The organism is Microbacterium limosum, from assembly GCF_036324365.1.
Taxonomy (GTDB): Bacteria; Actinomycetota; Actinomycetes; order Actinomycetales; family Microbacteriaceae; genus Microbacterium; species Microbacterium limosum.
Genome location: NZ_CP137080.1, coordinates 1,637,730 through 1,659,808, shown reverse-complemented (window position 1 = coordinate 1,659,808; position 22,079 = coordinate 1,637,730). Strand labels below are relative to the sequence as shown.

Sequence of the window (22,079 nt, the reverse complement as noted above, 5' to 3'; positions counted from 1 at the left end):
GTCAGAGGCGGGCGTAGCGCGCGCGGAAGAAGCAGTAGACCGCGTAGGCGATGAGTCCGATGCCGACGGCCGCGACGAGCGCGGTACCGAAGGGAAGGGCCAGGAGCGACTTGATCGCAGCATCCAGGCCGCCCGAAGCGCCGGGGTCCACGGTCACGGCGGCGGTCGTGAGCAGGGCCCCGACCACGGCGAGCGCGACGCCCTTCGCGATGTACCCGACGACGCCCGTGGCGGTGACGACGCGACCCAGGATGCCGCCGGGCGGCGTGATCTTCGGGAGGAAGCCGCGCGTGACTCCCCGGACGACGAAGACGCCGCCGACCACGACCACGCCGACCCCGATCGCTCCGACGAGGAAGGGGCCTGCGGGCAGTGCGAGCAGCGCCCGACTCATGCTGCGCGTGCTCTCGTCGCCGTCGGGGCGTGCGCCCAGGGCGATCGAGACCGCGGTGGCCGCCAACGACGCGTAGACGATCGCCTTTCCCCATTCGGCGAGCCGGCGTCCCCACCGGCGCGCGGTGCTCTCGCCCGACGCGAGGATGCCCTCCGCGATGTACCAGAGCGTCAGAGCCGCGAGCGCGAGAGCGAGGGCCCACAGCGCGACCCCGCCGAGCGGGGCCTGTGCGATCGCACGGAAGGCGCCCTGCTGGTCGCCCTCGCCGGAGCCTCCGAACGCCACGGCGAGCACCACCGCGCCGATCAGCAGGTGGACGACCCCGTTGGCGGCGTAGCCCGCGCGAGCCAGGACACGAACGGCCGGATGGGAGGATGTGGTGCGTGCGAGGCCGTCGGCGGTGTCAGAACCCATCTGCTCAGCGTAGGGCCGCGCCTAGAGGCGCGCGTACCTGGCCCGGAAGAAGCAGAAGACGCCGTACGCGATGAGTCCCGCACCGATGGCGCCGACGACGACGGGGCCCAGGGAGAGCCGCAGCAGTGCGGTGAGGGCCCCGTCGAGCCCACCCGCCGTCTTGGCCTCCCCACGGATCGAGGCGATGACCAGGAGCACTCCGACGGCGGCGAGGGCGACACCCTTCGCGACGAACCCCACGACGCCGAGCACGTCGATGGCCGCGCCCAGGGCTCCGTCGGGAACCCGCACCTGCGTGCGATAGCTGCGCCGCAATCCCATCACGAGGAACGAGATCCCGACGGCGCCGACGACGACGGCCGCGGCAGCGAGGACATACGCACCGCCCGGGATCCGGAGCACGCCGCGGCTGACCGCCTCGGTCGCCTCCTCGCTGCTCACACGGGCGCCCATGGCCACGGCCGCGGCGATCCCGCCGATGGCCGCGAAGACGACGCCCTGCCCCCACTGGCCGAAGCGTCGCATCCACCGCCGCAGTGGCGGTGTGCCCCGTACGAGGATCCCCTCCACGATCTTCCACGCCCCGAGCGCCCACAGCGCCACGGCGACCGTCCACAGGACCGCGAAACCGAACGGCATCCCCGCGATGGCACGCAGCGCCCCGGACTGGTCTGGCGTGGCGTCGCCGCCGAAGGCGACGATGAGGGCGATGGCGCCGATGAGGAGATGGACGAGACCGCTGGCGCCGTACCCCGCTCGGGCGAGCAGTCGGAACCACGTCGTGTCTGCCGCTTCGCGCGCGGCACGCCGGGGCGCCGCGCGGTCCATGGGGACAGCCTATGTTCCGGTCACGGCTGCAACGGCGCGCGGAAGGGAGAAGAAGTCGATCATGGGGAAGATCGGTGTGCTTCCTGCGTGGGGTGCGCGCGACGCGCATCCGGTAACGTAGGGGGGATGTCGTCGCGCCTGACGCGGCGACGAGAGCTGAATAGGGAGGTCATCGTGGATATCGATCTCGGCCTGCTGCGGTCGATCGAGCGGGAGAAGGAAATCCCCTTCGACGAACTGGTGCGGATCATCGAGCAGGCGATCCTGACCGCCTACGCCAAGCACACATCGTCCGTCGGCGAGCTGCCCTCGGGGGCGCGCGCCGAGGTGAACCGCAAGACGGGCCACGTCGCGGTCTTCCTGCCCGTCACGGACGAGGAGGGGGCGGTTGTCGGCGAGGAGGAGACCACTCCCGACGACTTCGGCCGCATCGCGGCCTTCGCCGCGAAGCAGGTCATCAGCCAGCGGCTGCGGGACATCGCCGACGACGCCGTGCTGGGCGAGTTCCGCGGCAAGGAGGGCGACATCGTCGCTGGCGTCGTGCAGCAGGGCCCGAATCCCCGCATGATCCACGTCGATCTGGGAACGATCGAGGCGATCCTTCCGCCCGAAGAGCAGGTTCCCGGCGAGGAGTACCGCCACGGATCGCGCCTTCGGGTCTACGTGACGAGCGTGTCCAGGGGGACCAAGGGGCCCGCGATCACTGTCTCGCGCACCCACCCCGGACTCGTGCGCAAGCTGTTCGCGCTGGAGGTGCCCGAGATCGCCGGTGGGCTGGTGGAGATCGTTTCGCTCGCTCGCGAGTCGGGCCACCGCACGAAGATCGCCGTGAAGGCCAACGACCCCTCGATCAACGCGAAGGGCGCCTGCATCGGCGAACTCGGCCGTCGCGTGCGCGCGGTGACGGAGGAACTCGGCGGCGAGAAGATCGACATCGTCGACTTCGATCCGGAACTGGCCAAGTTCGTCGCGAACGCGCTCTCGCCCGCGAAGGTGACCTCGAGCTTCGTGATCGACGCATCGACGAAGGCCGTGCGGGCGCTCGTTCCCGACTACCAGCTTTCGCTCGCGATCGGCAAGGAGGGCCAGAACGCGCGCCTCGCCGCGAAGCTGACGGGGGCCAAGATCGACATACAGCCCGACAGCGTCCTGGAAGGCGACTGAGCGCACGGCATCGGTCGCCCGGCCGTGCGTTCCGGGCGAGCTCCGGGGCGGGAGGTGTAGGATGGAACCCGTACGAATGTGCGTCGGTTGCCGCACGCGTGCTCCCCGAACCGCCCTTCTTCGTGTTGTGGCGGAGGATTCGACCCTCGTCCCCGACGAGCGTGCGGTCCGGCCGGGACGAGGCGCGTGGGTCCACGACACTCCCGAGTGCGTGGCGAAAGCCATCCAGCGCAGGGCATTCGTACGAGCACTGCGCGCGTCGAGCCCGCTTGACACGCAGACCCTCGAGAAACGGCTGAACGGCTATGGAAACAAAGTGAACGGCTCGAAATGAGACCCGTCCGCGACTAACGGTCTGCCCTGTCTGGGTGGACTCAGACAGGAGAATTTGTGGCTGCCAAACCACGCGTGCACGAGATCGCTTCAGAACTCGGCGTCGACAGCAAGGTCGCTCTGGCCAAGCTGAAGGAACTCGGCGAGTTCGTCAAGAGCCCGTCGTCCACCATCGAGCCCCCCGTGGCTCGCAAGCTCCGCGCTGCGCTGCAGGCCGACGGGTCGCCGCAGGGCGCGTCCTCGGCCCCGGCGCCCGCGCGCCCGGCCGGTCGCCCCGGCCCCGCTCGCCCGGCGCCCGCCCGCCCGAGCGCTCCCGCAGCGACCCCGGCCGCGCCCGCGGCTCAGGCGCCGGTGGCCGATGCCGCACCGACGCCGGCGCCCGCTGCGCCCGCCCCCGCGGCCCCCGCGGCATCCGGCCCCGCTCCCTCGGAGACCGCTCTATCCCAGGCTCCGTCCGAGTCGGGATCCTCGGAGTCCGCTCCGTCCGATTCGGCGCCCAAGCCGGGCGGACCCCGCCCCGGCGCGCCCCGGCCGGGCAACAACCCGTTCGCCTCGCAGCAGGGGATGGGGCAGCGTCCCGCGGGCCCCCGTCCGGGCAACAACCCGTTCGCCTCGCAGCAGGGGATGGGTCAGCGGCCCACGCCGGGGAACATCCCGCGGCCCCAGGCGCCGCGCCCGGGCGCCCCGCGCCCCGGTGCGCCGCGTCCCGGCGGGGCGGGTCGTCCCGGCGGTGGCGGCGGTCGTCCCGGCGCGCCGTTCCAGCAGCGTCCCGGCGGTCCCGGTCGTCCCGGCGGCGGCGGCCCCGGTGCCGGCGGCGGTGGCTTCGCGGGTCGTCCCGGCGGTGGTTTCGCGGGTCGTCCCGGTGGCGGTGGCGGACGCGGCCGCGGGCCCGGCGGTGGCACCGCCGGTGCCTTCGGCAAGGGAGGCGGCAAGTCCAAGCAGCGCAAGTCGCGCAGGGCGAAGCGTCAAGAGTTCGAGATGAGGGACGCGCCGTCGGTCGGCGGCGTCAACGTCCAGCGGGGCAACGGGCAGGTCATCCGCATGCGTCGCGGTGCGTCGATCTCCGACTTCGCGGACAAGATCGAGAACATCACGGGCTACACGGTGCAGCCCGGCACGCTCGTCACCATCCTGTTCAACCTGGGTGAGATGGCGACCGCGACGGAGTCGCTCGACGAGGCCACCTTCGAGGTCCTCGGCGAGGAGCTGGGCTACAAGATTCAGATGGTCTCGCCCGAGGACGAGGACAAGGAGCTCCTCGAGAGCTTCGGTCTCGACCTCGAGGCGGAGCTCGAGGCGGAGAACGAGGAGGATCTCGAGATCCGTCCCCCCGTCGTCACCGTCATGGGACACGTCGACCACGGAAAGACGCGTCTTCTCGACGCGATCCGCAACGCCAACGTGGTCGCGGGAGAGGCCGGCGGCATCACGCAGCACATCGGCGCCTACCAGGTGTGGACCGAGCACGACGGCGTCGAGCGCGCCGTCACGTTCATCGACACGCCGGGTCACGAGGCCTTCACGGCCATGCGTGCCCGAGGCGCGCAGGTCACCGACCTCGCGATCCTCGTGGTCGCGGCGGACGACGGCATCATGCCTCAGACCGTCGAGGCGCTCAACCACGCGCAGGCGGCCGACGTGCCGATCGTGGTCGCGGTCAACAAGGTCGACAAGCCCGACGCGAATCCCAGCAAGGTGCGCCAGCAGCTCACCGAGTACGGGCTCGTGGCGGAGGAGTACGGCGGCGACGTCATGTTCGTCGATGTCTCGGCCATAAAGGGCCAGGGCATCCAGGAGCTGCTCGACGCGGTGCTTCTGACGGCCGACGCGGGCCTGGACCTCACGGCCAACCCGAACAAGGCGGCCCGTGGTGTGGCGATCGAGGCCAAGCTCGACAAGGGCCGCGGCTCGGTCGCGACCGTGCTGATCCAGTCCGGAACCCTGCGTGTCGGCGACGCGATCGTGGCCGGCACGGCGTACGGCCGCGTGCGGGCCATGATGGACGAGAACGGCGAGGCCGTCACCGAGGCCGCTCCGTCGCGTCCGGTGCAGGTGCAGGGTCTGAACTCGGTGCCGCGCGCCGGTGACACCTTTCTCGTCACGGAGGAGGACCGTCTCGCGCGTCAGATCGCTGAGAAGCGCGAGGCCGCGGAGCGCAACGCCGCTCTCGCCAAGGCGCGCAAGCGGATCTCGCTGGAGGACTTCACCCGCGCTCTCGAAGAGGGCAAGGTCGAGTCGCTCAACCTCATCATCAAGGGCGACGTCTCGGGTGCCGTCGAGGCGCTCGAGGAGTCGCTGCTCAAGATCGAGGTCGACGACTCGGTTCAGCTGCGCATCATCCACCGCGGTGTCGGTGCGGTGACGGAGTCCGACGTGAACCTCGCGACGATCGACAACGCGATCATCATCGGGTTCAACGTCCGCCCCGACACGAAGGCGCGCGAGCGCGCCGCGCGCGAAGGCGTGGACATCCGCTTCTACTCGGTCATCTACAACGCGATCGACGACGTGGAGCAGTCGCTCAAGGGCATGCTCAAGCCGGAGTTCGAAGAGGTGCAGTCGGGTGTCGCCGAGATCCGCGAGGTGTTCCGTTCCTCGAAGTTCGGCAACATCGCCGGTGTCATCGTTCGCAGCGGAACCATCACGCGCAACGCGAAGGCGCGCGTCATCCGCGAGGGTGTCGTGCTCGCCGATGGCCTGGCCATCGAGTCGCTGCGTCGCTTCAAGGACGACGTCACCGAGGTGCGCACGGACTACGAGGCCGGTATCGGTCTCGGCAAATTCAACGACATCCGGGTCGGCGACGAGATCGAGACCACGGAGATGGTCGAGAAGCCTCGGGGCTGACCCCCGGTATGACGCACAGCGGCGGATGCTTCGGCATCCGCCGCTGTGCGTAGGCTTGAGCAGTTGAGGCGAAGGCCGGGCGCAGGCGCGCCGGGCGGTGAGGAGCAGGAGACATGGTGGATCATGCACGGGCGGCACGGCTGGCCGATCGGATCCGGGTGATCATCGCGGAGCGGCTCGACCGCGGTCTGCGCGACCCCCGCCTGGGCTTCGTCACGATCACGGACGTGCGGGTGACGGGCGACCTGCAGCACGCGAGCGTCTTCTACACGGTGCTCGGCACGGACGAGGAGCGCGCGTCCACCGGTGACGCGCTGCGGTCGGCGACCGGCATGCTTCGCAGCGAGGTGGGTCGTCAGCTGAACGTCCGCCTCGTACCCACCCTGGAGTTCATCGCCGATGCCCTGCCGGAGAACGCCGGGCACATCGAGGAGCTGCTGCGCGAGGCGCGGGAGCGCGATGCGGCCGTCGCAGGGATCGCCGCGACGGCGAACTTCGCCGGCGACGCCGACCCCTATCTGCCGGCGCGCGACGCCGATTCCGACGACTCCGAGGACGACGACGCCTGAGGTCCGCCGCCGGGAAGGCGGATGAGGTCGTCGAAGGCCTCGATGAGTCCGTCGTCGACGAGCGAGACGATCGCTCGGTCGCGCTGCGCCGCGTCGGGCCAGTCGGGGACGACGTGTTCGGTCCTGGCCTCGTGCCTCGGGGCCGCCCGCAGCGCGCGGAGGACGGCCCCCCGCGCCTGCCGGTCGCTGCCCTCGTAGCGCGCCTGCTTCCTCCGCAGGTCTCCCGTGTCGGGCCTGCCTGCACCGACCCAGGCGCATGCGTCGAGGAGCGGGCATTCGCCGCATCGCGGAGCGCGTGCCGTGCAGATCACGGCGCCGAGCTCCATCATCGCGGCGTTGAAGACGGCCGACTCGCGGTCGTCTTCCGGCAGGAGCGCGGCCATCGCGGCGAGGTCGCCTCGCGACGGCGGCCCCGGCTGGGATCGTCCCTGCACGGCCCTCGCGATGACCCGCCGTGTGTTCGTGTCGACCACCGGCTCGCGTTTGCCGTAGGCGAAGACGGCGACCGCCCGCGCCGTGTAGTCGCCGATGCCGGTGAGTGCCAGGAGATGCTCGACGTCGTCGGGCACCCGCCCTGCGTGTCGCGTGGCGATCTCGCCCGCGGCGCGGTGCAGCCAGATCGCGCGTCGCGGATAGCCGAGGTTCGCCCATTCCCGGACGGCGTCGGCCGGCGTGGCGGCGGCGAGTGCTGCGGGGGAGGGCCAGGTGCGCAGCCACGCCTCCAGGCGGGGGATGACGCGCGTCACCGGTGTCTGCTGCAGCATGAATTCGCTGACGAGGATTCCCCAGGCGCCGAAGCCGGGTCGTCGCCAGGGGAGGTCGCGGGCGCTGCGCCGGAACCACTCGTTGAGGACGAGGGGCGGAAGCGGCGCAGGCACGGACGCAAGCCTACGGCGACCCGGCGCGCGTAGGCTGGAGCCCATGCGCCTGCCCGTCACCGCCCGCACGAGTGTGCTGCGGGCGCTGCGCGACGAGGTGCGGGCCCGATGCCCGCGCGGCCGTGTCGTCCTGGCGGTCGACGGCGTCGACGGCGCCGGCAAGACGATCTTCGCCGACGGCTTGGCGGAGGCCTTCGCCGAGGAGGGGACGGACGTCTTCCGTGCATCGATCGAGGGCTTCCACCGCCCCCGGGCCGAGCGTCCGACCCGGGGAGAGGATTCGGGGCGGGGCCGATACGAGGACTCCTACGACTACAGCAGCTTCCGCCGGGTGCTGATCGACCCGTTCCGCGAGGGAAGCCGCACCGCGGCATCCATCGGCTTCCAGCTCGCGGCGTGGGATGCGGTGCGCGACGCGCCCGTAGAGGCGCGCTGGGTGACGGGGCCCGCGGATGCGGTGCTCGTCGTCGACGGCGTCTTCCTGCATCGCCCGCAGCTGGCGGACATCTGGGACTGGTCGGTCTGGCTCGATACGCCGCCCGATGTCGCCTCCGCGCGGATGGCCCTGCGGGACGGCTCCGATCCGGACCCCGACGCGCCGGGCAACCGCTACCGTCGCCGAGGTCAGGAGTCGTACATGGCAGAGGTCGATCCGCGCAACCGCGCCGCGGCGGTCATCGACAACACCGACCCCGAGTCCCCGCGCCGCGTCCTCACGGGGAGCGCCTGATGGCGCCGGCTGCCGGGGTGGTGCTGGTCGACAAGGCGGGCGGGATGACGAGCCACGACGTCGTCGCGCGGGCGCGCCGTGCCTTCGGCACCCGCAAGATCGGCCACGCCGGCACGCTCGATCCCATGGCGACGGGCCTCCTCGTGCTCGGGGTCGAAGCCGCGACCCGACTGCTCACCTTCGTCGTGGGCCTCGACAAGACCTACCACGCGACCATCCTGCTCGGCGTGACGACCGACAGCGACGACGCCGATGGCGAGGTCACCGGGCGCGCGGATCACTCGTCCCTGGACGCCGTCTCCGACGCGGCGATCGCCGCCGGGGTCGCGTCGCTCACGGGACGCATCTCCCAGGTGCCCAGCCGCGTGTCGGCGATCAAGGTGGCCGGACGGCGCGCCTACGACCTCGCTCGGGCCGGCGAGGACGTCGTGCTCGAGGCCCGCGAGGTCACGGTCTCCCGGTTCGATGCGGGTGCCGCACGGCGGGTTCCCGACGGCATCGAGCTGGACGTCGTCGTTGACTGCTCCAGCGGTACGTACATCCGCGCGCTCGCCCGTGACCTCGGCGCCGCCCTCGGGGTCGGCGGCCATCTGACGGCGCTGCGCCGGACCCGTGTCGGGGCCTTCTCGGTCGACGATGCCGTGCGGGTCGACGCTCTGGACTCGGCGCTCCCGATCGATCCCGCCACGGTCGGCGCCCGGGTGCTGGGCCGCCTGGACGTGTCCGCCGAGGAGGCGCGCGATCTGCGGCAGGGCAAGCGCCTGGCGGGCGCGTCGAGCCGCCTGGGGGGAGGCCTGCGGGCCGCGATCGATCCGGCCGGGTTGCTCGTCGGAGTGGTCGAGGCGCGCGGATCCGACATCAAGAGCGTCATGAACCTGCCCGATCCGGGGCGGGCGACGAGCGGGACGGGAGAGCCGGGATGATCCTGGGAGTGACCATCGCACAGGTCGCGGTGGCGGTCGTGGCGGGGCTGCTGTGCGTCATCGCCGGCCTGGCCGGGCGACGACCGAGCGATCTCACGGTGGGGTCGCTCGCGCTGATCGAGGTGCTTCTGATCGTCCAGGTGGTGATCGCGATCATCGCGCCCCTCGCGGGGAACCCGCCCACGGGCAGCATCCTCGAGTTCTGGGTGTATCTCGTCTCGGCGGTGCTGCTGCCGCTGGGAGGCGTCGCGTGGGCGCTCATCGAGCGCAGTCGGTGGAGCACCGTGATCATGGGGATCGTCGCGCTCTCCATCGCGGTCATGGTGTGGCGCATGCACGTCATCTGGATGGTGCAGGTCGCGTGATCGGGCGGCGGATCGCACGCGGGATCCGGCCTAGGATTGTCCCGTCATGACCTCGTCCCACCCCTCCCGTCGCATGACCGGCGTCGGCCGCGTCCTCGTCATCGTCTACGCCGTCATGGCCCTCGCCGCCACGGGCCGCTCGTTCGTCCAGATCGCCGAGCGCTTCGAGGAGGCGCCGCTGGCGTACTCCCTCTCCGCCGCGGCCGCCGTCGTCTACATCGTCGCCACGCTGGCGCTGGTCTTCGCGGGTACTCGCGCCTGGTACCTCATCGCCTGGGTCGCGATCGGCTTCGAGCTGGTCGGCGTGATCGTCGTGGGCACCCTGAGCCTCACGCTGCCCGAGCTGTTCCGGCATCCGAGCGTCTGGTCCGTCTTCGGCTACGGGTATCTGTTCATCCCGCTCGTGCTGCCATTCTTCGGTCTGTGGTGGCTCGTGGCGCACCCGCCGCGAACGAGCCGCGTCCCCGGGGCGCAGCTGACGGTGGCGGGCTCGTGATCCTCTTCCACGACCCCTCCGAGGTGCCTGCCGACTTCGGGGAGACGGTCGTCGCGATCGGGAAGTTCGACGGGCTCCACGCGGGTCATCGCGCCATCATCGAGCGCATGCTGGTGGATGCCGCGGGCACGGGCGCCCGCACCGTCGCGGTGACGTTCGACCGCAATCCGCTCGCGATCCTCGCTCCGGAGAAGTGTCCGCCCTCGCTCCTCGGCGTGACGCAGAAGGCCGCGCTGCTGGCGGAGACGGGTATCGATGCCACGCTCATGCTCCGATTCGACGAGACCCTCGCGGCGCAGCCCGCGGAGGAGTTCGTGCAGAGCGTGCTCGTCGAGGCGCTCCGGGCGCGTACGGTTCTCGTCGGAACCGACTTCCGCTTCGGTCGCGGGGGGAAGGGCGACGTCGCCCTTCTGCGCCGCATGGGCGCCGAGGCCGGCTTCGCCGTGGACGAGATCGCCGATATCCGAAGCGTCCACGGCCGACGCGTCTCCTCGACGTGGATCAGGGAGCTGCTCGCGGCGGGCGACGTCGCCGATGCGGCCAAGCTGCTGGGCCGCCCGAGCTCCGTCTGGGGCGAGGTCGTGCATGGCGCCAAGCGCGGTCGCGAGCTGGGCTATCCCACCGCCAACCTCACTCCGGAGCTCGAGGGCTTCGTGCCGGCGGACGGCGTCTACGCGGGGTGGCTCGTGGACGGAACCTCCGCCCACCGCGCGGGATCGCGCGTGCGCTATCCGGCGGCCATCTCGGTGGGGGACAACCCCACGTTCGACGACGTGACCCGCCGCCAGGTCGAGGCATACGTGCTCGACCGGGAAGGACTGGACCTCTACGGCCACGAGGTCGAGGTTCAGTTCGTCGAGCGGATCCGCGGGATGGTGGCCTTCCGCGGCCTCGACGCGCTCAAGGTCCAGATGGCGGACGACGTCGTCCGAGCCCGCGAGGTGCTGGCGGCGCCCTGCCGCTAGTACGAGCTCTCGTCGGTGCGAGCGCTCGCCTCGGCGCCCGAGAGACGGGCGGCGAGCTCGCCGAGGATGGTCGCGCTCGCGCTCGTGCCCAGGCGCGTCGCGCCCGCGTCGAGCATCGCGAGAGCGGTGTCGAGCCCGCGCACGCCTCCGGAGGCCTTGACCTGCACGGTGTCCCCGACCGTGCGTCGCATCAACGCGACGTGCGCGGCCGTCGCGCCGCCGCCCGCGAATCCGGTCGACGTCTTCACGAAGTCGGCGCCCGCCTCCTCCGCGAGGCGGCTGCCGCGGGCGATCTGCTCCTCGTCGAGGAGGCTGGTCTCGAGGATCACCTTCAGCACGTGCTGGCCCGCCGCCTCCTTCACGGCGGCGATGTCCTGCACGACCTCCTCGTCGAGACCCGATCGCAGCGCGGCGATGTTGATCACCATGTCGAACTCGACGGCGCCGTCGGCCGCGGCCTGCGCGACTTCCGCGACCTTCGCGGCCGTCGAGGTGGTGCCGTGCGGGAAGCCGATGACGGTGCCGACGGCGACGCCGCTGCCCTCGAGCCGGGCGACGGCGTAGGCGATATCGGAGGGGCGCACGCAGACGCTGAACACGCTCCACTCGGCGGCCGTGTCGAGCTCGGCATCCACCTCTGCGCGGGTGAGTTCGGGCTTGAGGATCGCGTGGTCGATCGTGGCAGCGAGCTGCTCCTGCGTGATGTCCGTGGGCATGCGTCAAGCCTACGTCGCGGGGCCAGGCCCGGGCAGTCCGCCGGGACGAGGGTGTGCGAGCGGAAAATATAACGAACGCATAACGGTGTGTGTAATCTGGCACGACGTAGACGACGACGTCACCGTGGAGGACACGCCCGATGCCCGAACCTGCCGTATCCGCCCGCACCGAGCGGCTGCCCGCACTCATCGTGATGTGCGTCCTCGTCGTCGCGGGGGTCCTCGTCGCGACGCTCGGCGCCTCCCGCGCCCCCGTGACCGCCAGCGAGCTGCTCGGCGAGGCGCGCGACCCGGGCGACGCCGCCTTCATCGCGGCGCACCGGGGTGATTCCGAGGGGGCGCCCGAGAACACGATGCCCGCCGTGCGCGCGGCGATCGCCTCGGGGTACGAGTACGTCGAGGTGGACATCGCCCTCACCGCCGACGGTCACGCCGTGCTCATGCACGACGCGACCGTCGATCGGACGACGGACGGCCGGGGCGCCGTGGCCGAGTCGACCCTCGCCCAGATCAGGGGGCTGGATGCCGGGTCGTGGTTCGGGCCCGACTTCGCCGGAACGCCCGTGCCGACGGCGGAGGAGTTCCTGGCCGAGCTGGCGTCCTCCTCCCTGCGCGCTCTCGTGGAGCTGAAGGGGGAGTGGGATGCCGACTCCGTCGCCTCGCTCGTCGCGACGATCGCCCGGCACGGCCTCGAACGCCGGGTCGCGGTCGCGAGCTTCGACGCCCGCACCCTCGCGCTCGTCGCCTCCCAGAACACGGTGATCTCGCGGCTCGCCATCCTCCGCCAGCTGCCCGACGACGTGGTCGGCGCAGCGCGCGCCCTCGGGGTGCGGGGGGTGATCGCGGCGGGACGCGAGGTGCTGGAGCGGCCCGAGGTGATCGACGAACTGCACGCGGCGGGGATGCGGGTGGTCGTCTACACGTTCAACGACGACGGGAAGTGGCGCGAGGCCCTGCGGGCGGGGGTCGACGGCATCGTCACCGATGTCCCGGCGCGCCTCGCGGACTGGCTCTCGGAAGAGGTATCCCAACCCCGGTGAGATCGGGCGACCCCACCGAGCCGACCCGCGTGACTAGGCTCGGACGCGTCGCCCGCGTCGAGAGGATCGCATGTCCGCCCGCAGCCTGCCCGCCCGTGCCCTTGCTCTGTTCGGAACCGCGTCGGTCGCCGCCCTGCTGCTCGTCGGCTGTGTCGCCCAGCCGACCCCCGTGCCCACCAGCACGGGCGACCCGTCGCCCGACCCGTCGACGGCGACGCCCGACCCCTCGCACAGCGCGTCACCCGAGGCATCCGCCGACATCGAGATGCCCGCATCGTGCGAGGACATCTACTCCGCCGGCATGCTCGCGCTGCTCGAGGAGCAGAACCCGCCGCTGAACGATCCGGGCGTGACGATGCACGCGACCCAGGTCGTGACGGCCCTCGAGATCATCGAATCCGGTGCCCCGACGCTGCGCTGCTCCTGGGGCGTGCCGAGCGAGGTGGGTCTCGCGACGAACGTCACGGTGGTCGACGCGTCGCAGGCGGCCCTCGTGCGGGAGGCGCTCTCGACCGAGGGCTTCACATGCGCCGATGACGAGGCCGGCACGCGTTGCGCCCGGTCGGGTGAGGATGAGATCGCCGCCTTCGGGGAGACGCACCACCTCCACGGCAATGGCTGGGTCGCGACGCGCTGGATCAACTTCGATCCTCCCGGTTACACCGACGACGTCGTCGCCACGCTCTGGGGCTGATCCCGCGCGCCGACGCTCGTCGGAATACGCCGCATACGCGGGACGTTATGCGGCGAGCGGCCCGTGGCGTAGACTGAGGCGAGGGAGCGGCATCCGCACCCACAGGGGACCATCGGAATCGAGCGTCGAGGCACGCCTTCCGGCGCAGGATCGAGGTCCCATCCCGCGGTCGTCCTCGCGCGGGCCCTCGCACGCAGCCGCGGCGAGCGTCGCCCGAGGCGCAAGGCGCATCCATCGCCCGCGGGACGCCACGCCCGTCGTCGGTTTCCGACGTCAGAACCGCCGGATCGACCGGCGCACACGCTCAGGAGGAGCATGCCGAGCACGGCACAGGCGCAGCTACAGCGGCGCCGCAAGCAGTCGTCCGCACGTCGCGATGACGACGCCCCCCTCATCCCGATCCTCGCCCGCAAGGTTCGCGAGGTCGAGGCGAAGGCCCAGCGCGGCAAGCTGGGGCCCACCAACCGGGTCAAGTTCCAGGTCATCGCGTTCCTCGTGCGCGAGGAACGCGCCCGTGTGAAGGCCGACACGTCGCTGTCGGATGCCGTCCGCGGCGAACTGCTCAAGCGCCTCGACGGGGTCGCGACGATCCTTGCCAAGACGGCGGCGCGCGACACCTCGCTCATCCAGCTCCTCGAAGTCGACCAGGCCACGTCTCCGGTCGCGCGCCGGATGCGCCGCGACTGGCTGCTGGAGTCGGGAGCAGAGCTGGCCGCAGACGAGCTCATCATCACCGACGTCGCCCCGGTGGCGCAGCCGGTCGTTCCGACCGCCCTCGCGGAGCGGCAGGTGACCCCGCCGGCGATCGAGTCGCGCCAGATGGCCAATCCCTTCCTCGCGCCCGACCTCTCCCGTCCGATCCGGCGGGAGAACCCGCGGCGGCGACTGGACGGCTGGGAGCTCATGGGCCCGCTCTACAAGGCTTTCGAGACCGGCGCCGGCGGCGGCGCGGCATCCATGGATCTGCCTCCCGTGCCGGAGTTCGACAGGCTCTCGCCCCGAGGACGCGAGGTCATGGCCCACCAGTCGCGCTTCCTGGAAGCCGTCCGGGAGGGGCACCGCACCTTCCTCCTCGCCGACGAGCCCGGACTGGGCAAGACGGCGCAGTCGCTGCTCGCGGCATCCGTCGCCGATGCGTATCCGCTGCTGGCGGTCGTGCCCAACGTCGTGAAGATGAACTGGGCGCGCGAGGTCGAGCGCTGGACTCCGCACCGCCGCGCGACGGTGATCCAGGGCGATGGCGCGGACATCGACGCGTTCGCCGACGTGTTCATCGTGAACTACGAGATCCTCGACCGGCACCTGTCCTGGTTGAGCTCGATCGGCCTCAAGGGCATGGTCGTCGACGAGGCGCACTTCATCAAGAACCTGTCCTCGCAGCGCTCGCAGAACGTGCTGGCGCTCGCTGGACGCATCCGGGAGGCTACGCCCGGGGGACACCCGCTGCTGCTCGCCCTCACCGGGACGCCGCTCATCAACGATGTCGAGGACTTCGACGCGATCTGGCGTTTCCTCGGCTGGACGAACGGGGAGAAGCCGGGTCCCGAGCTTATGGAGAAGCTCGACGCCACCGGTCTGACCCCCGCCGACAAGGCCTTCTATCCCGCGGCGCGCGATGCCGTCATCTCCATGGGCATCGTGCGGCGCAAGAAGAAGGATGTCGCAGCCGACCTGCCCGACAAGCTGATCGCCGACCTCCCCGTCGAGCTCGACGACGAGTACGGACGATCGATCCGCCAGGCCGAGCGGGAACTCGGGGAGCGGCTCGCGGCCCGATACCGGCGCATCGTGGAGGCACGCGGCGCGAGCGGCCGGGGCGCGAGCGTGGGCGGCGAGATCGACGAGGACATCGTCCGCCTCGTCGCGCAGAACGAGCTCGACGAGTCCAAGGCCGCCGGCTCCGGGTCCGAGAACGTCTTCACGATGGTGCGACGCATCGGTCAGGCGAAGGCGCAGCTCGCCGCCGACTACGCCGTGCAGCTGCAGCGGTCGGTGGGGAAGGTCGTCTTCTTCGCCAAGCACATCGACGTCATGGATGCCGCAGAGGCCCACTTCGCGGCATCCGGTCTTCGCACGGTGTCGATCCGCGGCGACCAGAGCACACCCGTGCGGCAGCAGGCGATCGACGACTTCAACACCGACGAGGGCGTGGGGATCGCCGTCTGTTCGCTCACGGCCGCGGGCGTGGGACTGAACCTGCAGGCGGCGTCGAACGTCGTCCTCGCCGAGCTGTCGTGGACGGCCGCGGAGCAGACCCAGGCCATCGACCGGGTGCACCGCATCGGTCAGGACGAGCCCGTGACGGCGTGGCGCATCATCGCGGCGCACACGATCGACACCAAGATCGCCGAGCTGATCGACTCCAAGCAGGGCCTCGCGCTCCGCGCGCTCGACGGCGTCGCGGTCGAGCCGGGCTCGAGCGAATCGGTGCAGCTGAGCGCGCTCATGCACCTCACGCGGCGCTCACTCGGCGGCGAGTGACGCCGCTCTCGACGGCGTGCCCAGCAGGGTCTGCGGGGGTGCCGTCGGCCCGTGTGGCACGCTCGGTCATCCGGCGATAGTGTCGGACAGGCAGCGTCGCCGGTAATCCGTACCCCACAGCAAGGACTCCCATGAAGATCGGCATCCTCACCAGCGGCGGCGACTGCCCCGGTTTGAACGCGGTCATTCGGGGAGTGGTGCTGAAGGGGACGACGACGTACGATCTCGAGTTCGTCGGCATCCGCGACGGCTGGCGCGGCGTCGTCGACGCCGACTTCTTCCCCCTCACCCGCCACGAGGTGAAGGGCCTGTCGAAGGTGGGCGGCACGATCCTCGGCACGAGCCGCACGAACCCGTACGACGGACCGCGCGGCGGGGCCGAGAACATCGCGAAGACGCTGTACGGCCACCGCATCGACGGCATCATCGCGATCGGTGGCGAAGGCACGCTCGCCGCCGCCGACCGGCTCTCCAAGGACGGCATCAACGTCCTCGGTGTGCCCAAGACGATCGACAACGACCTGCGGGCCACCGACTACTCGTTCGGATTCGACACCGCAGTCAACATCGCCACCGATGCCATGGACCGCCTGCGCACGACGGGCGACTCGCACCAGCGCTGCATGGTGGCCGAGGTCATGGGACGCCACGTGGGCTGGATCGCCCTCCACGCCGGGATCGCGGCGGGGGCGCACGTCATCTGCATCCCCGAGGTCCCCCTCTCGATCGACGACATCTGCGCGCAGGTCACGAGCGCGCACGACCGCGGCCGCGCGCCGCTCGTCGTCGTCTCCGAGGGCTTCACGCTCACGGGGATGGACGAGGCGTACTCCGACAAGGGGCTCGACGCCTTCAACCGGCCGCGGCTCGGCGGCATCAGCGAGGTGCTTGCGCCCGAGATCGAGCGGATCACGGGCGTCGAGACCCGTGCGACCGTCCTCGGCCACATCCAGCGCGGCGGTTCGCCCTCCGGCTTCGACCGCGTGCTCGCGACCCGCCTGGGGCTGCACGCGGCGGATGCGGTGGTCGACGGCGCCTGGGGCCAGATGGTGGCGATGCGAGGCACCGAGATCGTGCGCGTGCCGTTCGTCGACGCGCTGGGCGAGCTCAACACCGTGCCGCGCCACCGCTACGACGAGGCCGCCGCGCTCTTCGGCTGAGTCGCCGCGCTCTTCGGCTGAGTCGCCGAGAACAGGAAAGTCGTCCAAGACAGGACGACGGGCCGGAGAACGTCCTGTGCCGGGGCGATCTCCGGCCCGTCGGGTCACTTCGACGGTCGCCCCGCGAGATGGAGACCCTGGGCGATGGCCATCGAGATCGTCTCGATCACATACGCCGGATCGAAGAGCACCTGCTGATAGTCGAAGCGCAGGATCGTGTATCCGCGCAGTACGAGCCGTGCATCGGCACGGAGGTCGCGGCGGCGGTCGCGGGCAGAACTGTGATGCGCGAATCCGTCCAGCTGAATCCCCAGTCGGTCGCCGATCAGAGCGTCCAGGGGATGTCCGTCGACCCACACCTGCTGGCGCACCGCCACGCCGATGCTCGCCATGAGCTCCCGGAAGACCGTCTCGATGCCGGAGTCGGACAGCGCGGTGGCCGCGGCCGACAGTGCGGAGGCGGCGGTGCTCCGCCACACGACCCGGGAAAGCGTCGCCGAGTCCACGACCTTTCGATTCAGCGCGGACTCCCACACCGCCAGAGCATCCAGCGTGGGCACGCAGCGCGCGATGTGGAAGAGCACGTTGAGGATCGGCTCGGTCGCGCTGGTGCGCGCGACGGGGGCCGGACCCGTCGCGTAGTGGAGACGCATGCCCGCACTTTCCAGGCGCGAGGCCGTGGCGGAGACGGCGACGTGGATCGTCTGGTGCTCCGGCGTCCACAGGCCGCGTTCGGCTGCCGCGCTCAGGCACGTGATACGTCCGCCGACGGATGCCGCGGCATGCCGCCACCGGGACGCGCTCGGACCGACGAGCCACGAGCGCCGCACGCGGCTCGCGGCGCCGTGTCGGACGGCGACGTCGATGTCGTATTTCGAGAATCCGGCGACCCGGGCCGTGCGCGTGTGAGCGACGCCGCCCTGAGCCCGGAGCCAGGCGGTGAATTCCGAAGGATCGAGCATGCTGCAACTGTCGCGTCGCTGGCGCGTCAGGGCGGTGACGGCCGACGGTTCTGTGGACGGCTGCAGCACAGCCGGGTTGGGGATATGCACTCGCGCGACCGGCGAGCGGGTGCAGGTGAACGGCTGGAGACAGGACGAACGTCGCCGGGGCATCCTGTTCTGGGCCGATCTCCTGCCGCCGACGGCGGGACCACCGCCGCCGAAGGGGCTCAGACCTCGGCGACGCCCAGCACGTCGAGCATCCACGCGAGCTCGAAGGCTCGCTCCCGCCACGCGTTGTAGCGCCCGGAGACGCCGCCGTGCCCGGCGACCATCTCGCACTTGAGCAGCGCGTCGGCGCCGACCTCGCGCAGGCGGGCGACCCACTTCGCGGGCTCCACGTAGAGCACGCGGGTGTCGTTGAGCGACGTGACGGCGAGGATGCGCGGGTAGGAGACGCCCTCTCGGACGTTCTCGTACGGCGAATAGGACTTCATGTACGCGTAGACGTCGGGGTCGTGGAGCGGGTCGCCCCACTCGTCCCACTCGATGACCGTCAGGGGGAGGGTGGGGTCGAGGATCGTCGTCAGGGCATCGACGAAGGGCACCTGCGCGAGGATGCCCGCGAAGAGCTCGGGCGCGAGGTTCGCGACCGCGCCCATGAGAAGGCCGCCGGCGCTGCCGCCCTCGGCGACGAGACTTTCGGGCGTGGTGTACCCCTGCTCGATGAGGTGCCGCGCGGCGTCGACGAAGTCGGTGAAGCTGTTCTTCTTGCGGGCGAGCTTGCCGTCCTCGTACCACTGGCGCCCCATCTCCCCGCCGCCGCGCACGTGGGCGACGGCGAAGACCACCCCGCGGTCGAGCTCGGAGAGGCGCGCGACCGAGAAGCGGGGCTCGATCGAGTGCTCGTACGAGCCGTAGCCGTACAGGTGGACGGGGCGAGGGGCGGCGCCCGCCTCGCCGAACGAGCGCTTCCACACCAGTGAGACGGGGATCGATGTGCCGTCCTGGGCCGGGGCCCACACCCGGGCCTGCGCATAGTCGGAGCTCTCGTAACCGCCGAGGACGGGCTGGCGCTTCCGCACGAGCAGCGCTTCGTCGGAGAGCCGGTAGTCGCACACGGTGTTGGGGGTCACGAAGGAGTCGTACGCCAGCCGCAGCAGCGGGGGCGCCCACTCGCGGTTGCCGCCGAACGCGGCGGCATACAGGGGCTCTTCGAAGCTCAGCTCGCGGACCTCGGAGCTGCCGTGATCGAGCAGACCGATGCGGGCGAGACCCCCGCGGCGGTACTCCACGGTGGAGAAGTCCCGGAAGCAGTCGACATCGAGCAGGCGCACGCCCGGGGTGTGAGGCAGAACCGTCTCGCGGCGACCGGCGGGGTCGCCCGCCGCGACGCGCACCAGCTCGAAGTCCAGGGCGTCGTCGTTGTGCAGGATGTAGAGCGCGTCCTCGCCGTCGATCACGGCGTGGTCGACCGAGTACTCGACGCCCTCGCGGCGCGGCCACACGACGGTGGGCTCCGCTCGGAGGTCGTCGGCGGGGACGAGCCACGCCTCGGACGTGATGGAGGAACCCAGCCCGATCACGAGGTACCGGTCGCTGCGCGTGAAGCCGGCACCGAGCCAGTACCGGTCGTCGGGCTCGTGGAAGAGCCTCACGTCATCCGCCGGGGCCGTTCCCACGGTGTGCAGCCAGAGCGTGTCCGGTCGCCACGCGTCGTCGACGGTGGTGTAGACGATGGAGGCGCCGTCGGGGGAGAAGGATGCCCCGGCGGCCGTCCCGGGGATCTCCTCGCCGAGCGTGGCGCCCGTTGCGAGGTCTCTCACATGGATCGTGTAGCGCTCGTCTCCGGCCACGTCCACGGCGAACAGCATCCGGGTGCCGTCGTCGGACACGTCGAAGGAGCCGAGGGAGAAGAAGTCGTGGCCGTCGGCCTCGATGTTCCCGTCGAGCAGGATCTGTTCCCCGGGAACATCCACGCCCGGCTCTAGCCTCGGCGGTTCCCAGTCGTCGGGGTGCGAGATGGGTGCGCGGCACTGGATGCCGTACTGGCTCCCCTCCACCGTGCGGCCGTAGTACCACCACTGCCCACGGCGCGACGGAACCGAGAGGTCCGTCTCGAGGGTGCGTCCCTTGATCTCCGCGAACACCGCCTCGCGAAGGCCCTCGAGGTGGGCCGTGCGCGCCTCGGTGTAGGCGTTCTCCGCCTCGAGGTGGGCGATCACCGCGGCGTCGTCCTTCGCACGCATCCACTCGTAGTCGTCGTCCACGGAGTCGCCGTGGAACGCCCGGCTCCGCGGCGCACGCAGGGCGATCGGGGGGCGGGGTGCTGCCGGCGTGGTCTCGTCGATGCTCACCCGTCCACGCTAGTCCAGGGCCTCGCCACCGGCGCCGCGCCTCCGTTCACGGTGATGAGGGTGCGCTGCCATCCCGAGGACCCGTTCGGCGCGATGGGCGCCCGCTCCTCGATCTGCATGTTCCCTTCGGCATCGATCGCCCGCACGGTGATGTAGTGCGTGCCGGGCTCGGCATCCCACTCAAGCACCCACTGCACCCAGGTGTCCTCGTTGACGGGAGCGGACAGCCGCGCGCTCTGCCACCCGCCCTCGTCGATGCGCACCTCGACGCGCTCGATGCCGACCGTCTGGGCCCACGCCACGCCCGCCACGGCCACCGTCCCCGCGCTCACGGGGGTTCCCGATCGCGGCGTGTCGATGCGCGAGGACATCTTGATCGGCGCCTCGGCGGCGTAGCCGCGCGGCGTCCAGTAGGCCTCGTCCTCCGCGAAGGTCGTGACCTTCAGCTCCGTCACCCACTTCGTGGCGGAGACGTAGCCGTAGAGCCCGGGAACGACCATGCGCACGGGGAAGCCGTGCTCGAGGGGGAGCGGCTCGCCGTTCATCGCGACCGCGAAGATCGCGTCGCGGCCATCGTCGGTCAGGGCATCCAGCGGCGTGCTCGCCGTGTATCCGTCGATGCTGCGGGAGAGCACCATGTCGGCGTCCGCCGACACGCCGGCCGTCGCGAGCACATCACGCACGGGCACGCCGAGCCAGCGGGCGGATCCGACGAGCCCTCCGCCCACCTCGTTGGAGACGCACGTGAGGGTGATCGAGTACTCGTCGAGCCCCATGCCCACGAGGTCGTCGAAGCTGAGCTCGACACGGCGATCGACCATCCCGTCGACGACGAGGCGCCAGGATGCCGGATCGACCTCCGGCACGGTGAGGGCGGTGTCGACGCGGTAGAAGTCGCCGTTGGGGGTGAACAGCGGCGAAATGCCCTCGACGTCGAGCTTCGCGCCCTCCGGCACCGTGACCCTCGATCGCGGGTCCGGGATGCGAAGGGCCTCGCGCGCGGCGGTGATCGACGTCATGACCCCGGAGAGGATCCTCGACCCCGCCCCCACGACGAGGGCGGATGCCGCGGCGATCCCCGCCAGGCGGAAGAAGCCGCGCCGGTCGGGCCCCGCGGCATCCTCGCCCCCGGTGGCCACGCGGTCCGCGGCCCGCAGCCGTCTGGCCAGGAGGAAGATCGTGATCGCGGCGGCGATCGTTCCTGCGAGGGGTCCCAGGAAGGCGAACGCGCCCGTCCCGGCACGCGTGAGGGTCGCAGCGAGCGACAGGCCGCCCGCGACGACGAAGGCGAGGATGCCGAGCGGAGGGCGCAGATACTCCAGGATTCCGGCGATCGCCGCGGCGATGACGACGGCGAGGGTGAGCCCGGCGAGCAGGGCGACCTTGTCGTAGGCGCCGAAGGTCGAGATGGCGAACTCCTTGAGCCACTGCGGCGCGATGTCGATGACGAACGATCCGACGGCCAGCAGGGGGCTCGCGGTGGGGCCGGCGAGCAGGGCGACGACCTCGGCGGCGGCGAGGAAGGCCGCCGCCGCGACGATCCCGGCAACGCCCGCCCAGACGAAGCCGCTGAGCCGGGATGCTGTTCCCGTCGTCCTCGTGCGCATGGGTCCGCTCCCTTCCCGGGTCGCCGTGTTGCGTCCTCTCGGTCATCCGCAGCGGAGCGTGGATCGGATTGGGGATGGGCCGTGGTGCCGGGAGTTGACCGACACGGGGGCCGGTGCGAGGATTCTCCACGGCCCGTGAACGGCCCGTGAACGGCCCCTGAACAGCCGGTGAACTCT

At 71.1% G+C, this 22,079-nt stretch carries 20 protein-coding genes; 13 read left to right on the top strand and 7 right to left on the bottom strand.

Going from position 1 to position 22,079, the window contains the following annotated elements:
* Position 1: 1 nt before the first annotated feature.
* Both RYJ27_RS08065 and RYJ27_RS08060 read right to left on the bottom strand, forming a co-directional pair.
* Positions 2–808, bottom strand: coding sequence for a DUF1206 domain-containing protein (locus RYJ27_RS08065; protein ID WP_330169816.1), 807 nt, complete (start codon positions 806–808; stop codon positions 2–4).
* A 21-nt stretch (positions 809–829) separates the two neighbouring features.
* Positions 830–1,636 carry a DUF1206 domain-containing protein gene (locus tag RYJ27_RS08060; protein ID WP_330169815.1) on the bottom strand — a complete coding sequence of 269 codons (807 nt, stop codon included), beginning with the start codon at positions 1,634–1,636 and terminating at the stop codon, positions 830–832.
* A 174-nt stretch (positions 1,637–1,810) separates the two neighbouring features.
* Between RYJ27_RS08060 and nusA the strand changes: the two genes are divergently transcribed.
* The 4 genes from nusA to rbfA all read left to right on the top strand — a co-directional run bounded on the left by nusA (position 1,811) and on the right by rbfA (position 6,549).
* Complete coding sequence (nusA, locus tag RYJ27_RS08055; RefSeq protein WP_330172021.1) at positions 1,811–2,800, top strand: transcription termination factor NusA; 990 nt, start codon at positions 1,811–1,813, stop codon at positions 2,798–2,800.
* Between the two features lie 61 nt (positions 2,801–2,861).
* Entirely contained in the window at positions 2,862–3,134 is a 273-nt protein-coding gene (locus tag RYJ27_RS08050) for a YlxR family protein (protein ID WP_330169814.1), read from the top strand.
* A 56-nt stretch (positions 3,135–3,190) separates the two neighbouring features.
* Positions 3,191–5,980, top strand: coding sequence for a translation initiation factor IF-2 (infB, locus tag RYJ27_RS08045; protein WP_330169813.1), 2,790 nt, complete (start codon positions 3,191–3,193; stop codon positions 5,978–5,980).
* 113 nt (positions 5,981–6,093) lie between these two features.
* Positions 6,094–6,549 (top strand): 30S ribosome-binding factor RbfA, encoded by a 456-nt coding sequence (gene rbfA / locus RYJ27_RS08040; protein WP_330169812.1) that lies wholly within the window; start codon positions 6,094–6,096, stop codon positions 6,547–6,549.
* Here the strand turns inward: rbfA and RYJ27_RS08035 are convergent.
* Positions 6,495–7,427, bottom strand: a complete 933-nt coding sequence (locus RYJ27_RS08035) for an HhH-GPD family protein (RefSeq protein ID WP_330169811.1) — start codon at positions 7,425–7,427, stop codon at positions 6,495–6,497. The two genes, rbfA and RYJ27_RS08035, sit on opposite strands and share 55 nt — an antisense overlap.
* 43 nt (positions 7,428–7,470) lie before the next feature.
* On the opposite strand from RYJ27_RS08035, the gene RYJ27_RS08030 reads away from it, so the two are divergent.
* Genes RYJ27_RS08030 through RYJ27_RS08010 form a run of 5 tightly spaced genes read left to right on the top strand, consistent with a single transcriptional unit; the run spans position 7,471 to position 10,906 of the window.
* On the top strand, positions 7,471–8,157 hold the full coding sequence (locus RYJ27_RS08030; RefSeq protein ID WP_330169810.1) for a nucleoside/nucleotide kinase family protein: 687 nt from the start codon (positions 7,471–7,473) through the stop codon (positions 8,155–8,157).
* Positions 8,157–9,080: a tRNA pseudouridine(55) synthase TruB gene (gene truB, locus RYJ27_RS08025; RefSeq protein ID WP_330169809.1), complete on the top strand. Its 924-nt coding sequence runs from the start codon at positions 8,157–8,159 to the stop codon at positions 9,078–9,080. Before RYJ27_RS08030 ends, truB begins: the two co-directional genes overlap by 1 nt.
* The gene (locus tag RYJ27_RS08020; RefSeq protein ID WP_330169808.1) at positions 9,077–9,445 is read left to right on the top strand and encodes a hypothetical protein; all 369 of its coding nucleotides are present in this window, start codon (positions 9,077–9,079) and stop codon (positions 9,443–9,445) included. The genes truB and RYJ27_RS08020 overlap by 4 nt, the downstream gene beginning before the upstream one ends.
* Before the next feature lie 46 nt (positions 9,446–9,491).
* Positions 9,492–9,941: a hypothetical protein gene (locus tag RYJ27_RS08015; protein ID WP_330169807.1), complete on the top strand. Its 450-nt coding sequence runs from the start codon at positions 9,492–9,494 to the stop codon at positions 9,939–9,941.
* Positions 9,938–10,906: a bifunctional riboflavin kinase/FAD synthetase gene (locus RYJ27_RS08010; RefSeq protein ID WP_330169806.1), complete on the top strand. Its 969-nt coding sequence runs from the start codon at positions 9,938–9,940 to the stop codon at positions 10,904–10,906. The genes RYJ27_RS08015 and RYJ27_RS08010 overlap by 4 nt, the downstream gene beginning before the upstream one ends.
* On the opposite strand, the gene deoC is transcribed toward RYJ27_RS08010, so the two are convergent.
* Complete coding sequence (gene deoC, locus RYJ27_RS08005) at positions 10,903–11,622, bottom strand: deoxyribose-phosphate aldolase (RefSeq protein WP_330169805.1); 720 nt, start codon at positions 11,620–11,622, stop codon at positions 10,903–10,905. The two genes, RYJ27_RS08010 and deoC, sit on opposite strands and share 4 nt — an antisense overlap.
* A 140-nt stretch (positions 11,623–11,762) precedes the next feature.
* Between deoC and RYJ27_RS08000 the strand changes: the two genes are divergently transcribed.
* From RYJ27_RS08000 to RYJ27_RS07985, 4 genes are all read left to right on the top strand, one after another.
* Positions 11,763–12,662 (top strand): glycerophosphodiester phosphodiesterase, encoded by a 900-nt coding sequence (locus RYJ27_RS08000; protein WP_330169804.1) that lies wholly within the window; start codon positions 11,763–11,765, stop codon positions 12,660–12,662.
* Between the two features lie 70 nt (positions 12,663–12,732).
* Positions 12,733–13,356 (top strand): hypothetical protein, encoded by a 624-nt coding sequence (locus RYJ27_RS07995; RefSeq protein ID WP_330169803.1) that lies wholly within the window; start codon positions 12,733–12,735, stop codon positions 13,354–13,356.
* 315 nt (positions 13,357–13,671) lie between these two features.
* Positions 13,672–15,837, top strand: coding sequence for a DEAD/DEAH box helicase (locus tag RYJ27_RS07990; RefSeq protein ID WP_330169802.1), 2,166 nt, complete (start codon positions 13,672–13,674; stop codon positions 15,835–15,837).
* Positions 15,838–15,968: 131 nt separating this feature from the next.
* The gene (locus tag RYJ27_RS07985; protein ID WP_330169801.1) at positions 15,969–16,997 is read left to right on the top strand and encodes a 6-phosphofructokinase; all 1,029 of its coding nucleotides are present in this window, start codon (positions 15,969–15,971) and stop codon (positions 16,995–16,997) included.
* A 104-nt stretch (positions 16,998–17,101) separates the two neighbouring features.
* Here the strand turns inward: RYJ27_RS07985 and RYJ27_RS07980 are convergent, their stop codons facing one another.
* From RYJ27_RS07980 to RYJ27_RS07970, 3 genes are all read right to left on the bottom strand, one after another.
* Complete coding sequence (locus RYJ27_RS07980; protein WP_330169800.1) at positions 17,102–17,959, bottom strand: endonuclease domain-containing protein; 858 nt, start codon at positions 17,957–17,959, stop codon at positions 17,102–17,104.
* A 209-nt stretch (positions 17,960–18,168) separates the two neighbouring features.
* Entirely contained in the window at positions 18,169–20,289 is a 2,121-nt protein-coding gene (locus RYJ27_RS07975) for a S9 family peptidase (protein ID WP_422732891.1), read from the bottom strand.
* A 2-nt stretch (positions 20,290–20,291) separates the two neighbouring features.
* The gene (locus RYJ27_RS07970; RefSeq protein WP_330169799.1) at positions 20,292–21,902 is read right to left on the bottom strand and encodes a molybdopterin-dependent oxidoreductase; all 1,611 of its coding nucleotides are present in this window, start codon (positions 21,900–21,902) and stop codon (positions 20,292–20,294) included.
* Positions 21,903–22,079 lie beyond the last annotated feature (177 nt).

Coding starts and splice junctions, on each gene's coding strand:
- deoC (WP_330169805.1), bottom strand. CDS start 11,622: ATGCCCACGGACATCACGCAGGAGCAGCTCGCTGCCACGATCGACCAC.
- RYJ27_RS07970 (WP_330169799.1), bottom strand. CDS start 21,902: ATGCGCACGAGGACGACGGGAACAGCATCCCGGCTCAGCGGCTTCGTC.
- RYJ27_RS08020 (WP_330169808.1), top strand. CDS start 9,077: ATGATCCTGGGAGTGACCATCGCACAGGTCGCGGTGGCGGTCGTGGCG.
- RYJ27_RS07990 (WP_330169802.1), top strand. CDS start 13,672: ATGCCGAGCACGGCACAGGCGCAGCTACAGCGGCGCCGCAAGCAGTCG.
- RYJ27_RS08000 (WP_330169804.1), top strand. CDS start 11,763: ATGCCCGAACCTGCCGTATCCGCCCGCACCGAGCGGCTGCCCGCACTC.
- RYJ27_RS08065 (WP_330169816.1), bottom strand. CDS start 808: ATGGGTTCTGACACCGCCGACGGCCTCGCACGCACCACATCCTCCCAT.
- RYJ27_RS07995 (WP_330169803.1), top strand. CDS start 12,733: ATGTCCGCCCGCAGCCTGCCCGCCCGTGCCCTTGCTCTGTTCGGAACC.
- RYJ27_RS08050 (WP_330169814.1), top strand. CDS start 2,862: ATGGAACCCGTACGAATGTGCGTCGGTTGCCGCACGCGTGCTCCCCGA.
- rbfA (WP_330169812.1), top strand. CDS start 6,094: ATGGTGGATCATGCACGGGCGGCACGGCTGGCCGATCGGATCCGGGTG.
- truB (WP_330169809.1), top strand. CDS start 8,157: ATGGCGCCGGCTGCCGGGGTGGTGCTGGTCGACAAGGCGGGCGGGATG.
- RYJ27_RS07980 (WP_330169800.1), bottom strand. CDS start 17,959: ATGCTCGATCCTTCGGAATTCACCGCCTGGCTCCGGGCTCAGGGCGGC.
- RYJ27_RS08015 (WP_330169807.1), top strand. CDS start 9,492: ATGACCTCGTCCCACCCCTCCCGTCGCATGACCGGCGTCGGCCGCGTC.
- RYJ27_RS07985 (WP_330169801.1), top strand. CDS start 15,969: ATGAAGATCGGCATCCTCACCAGCGGCGGCGACTGCCCCGGTTTGAAC.
- RYJ27_RS08060 (WP_330169815.1), bottom strand. CDS start 1,636: ATGGACCGCGCGGCGCCCCGGCGTGCCGCGCGCGAAGCGGCAGACACG.
- RYJ27_RS08030 (WP_330169810.1), top strand. CDS start 7,471: ATGCGCCTGCCCGTCACCGCCCGCACGAGTGTGCTGCGGGCGCTGCGC.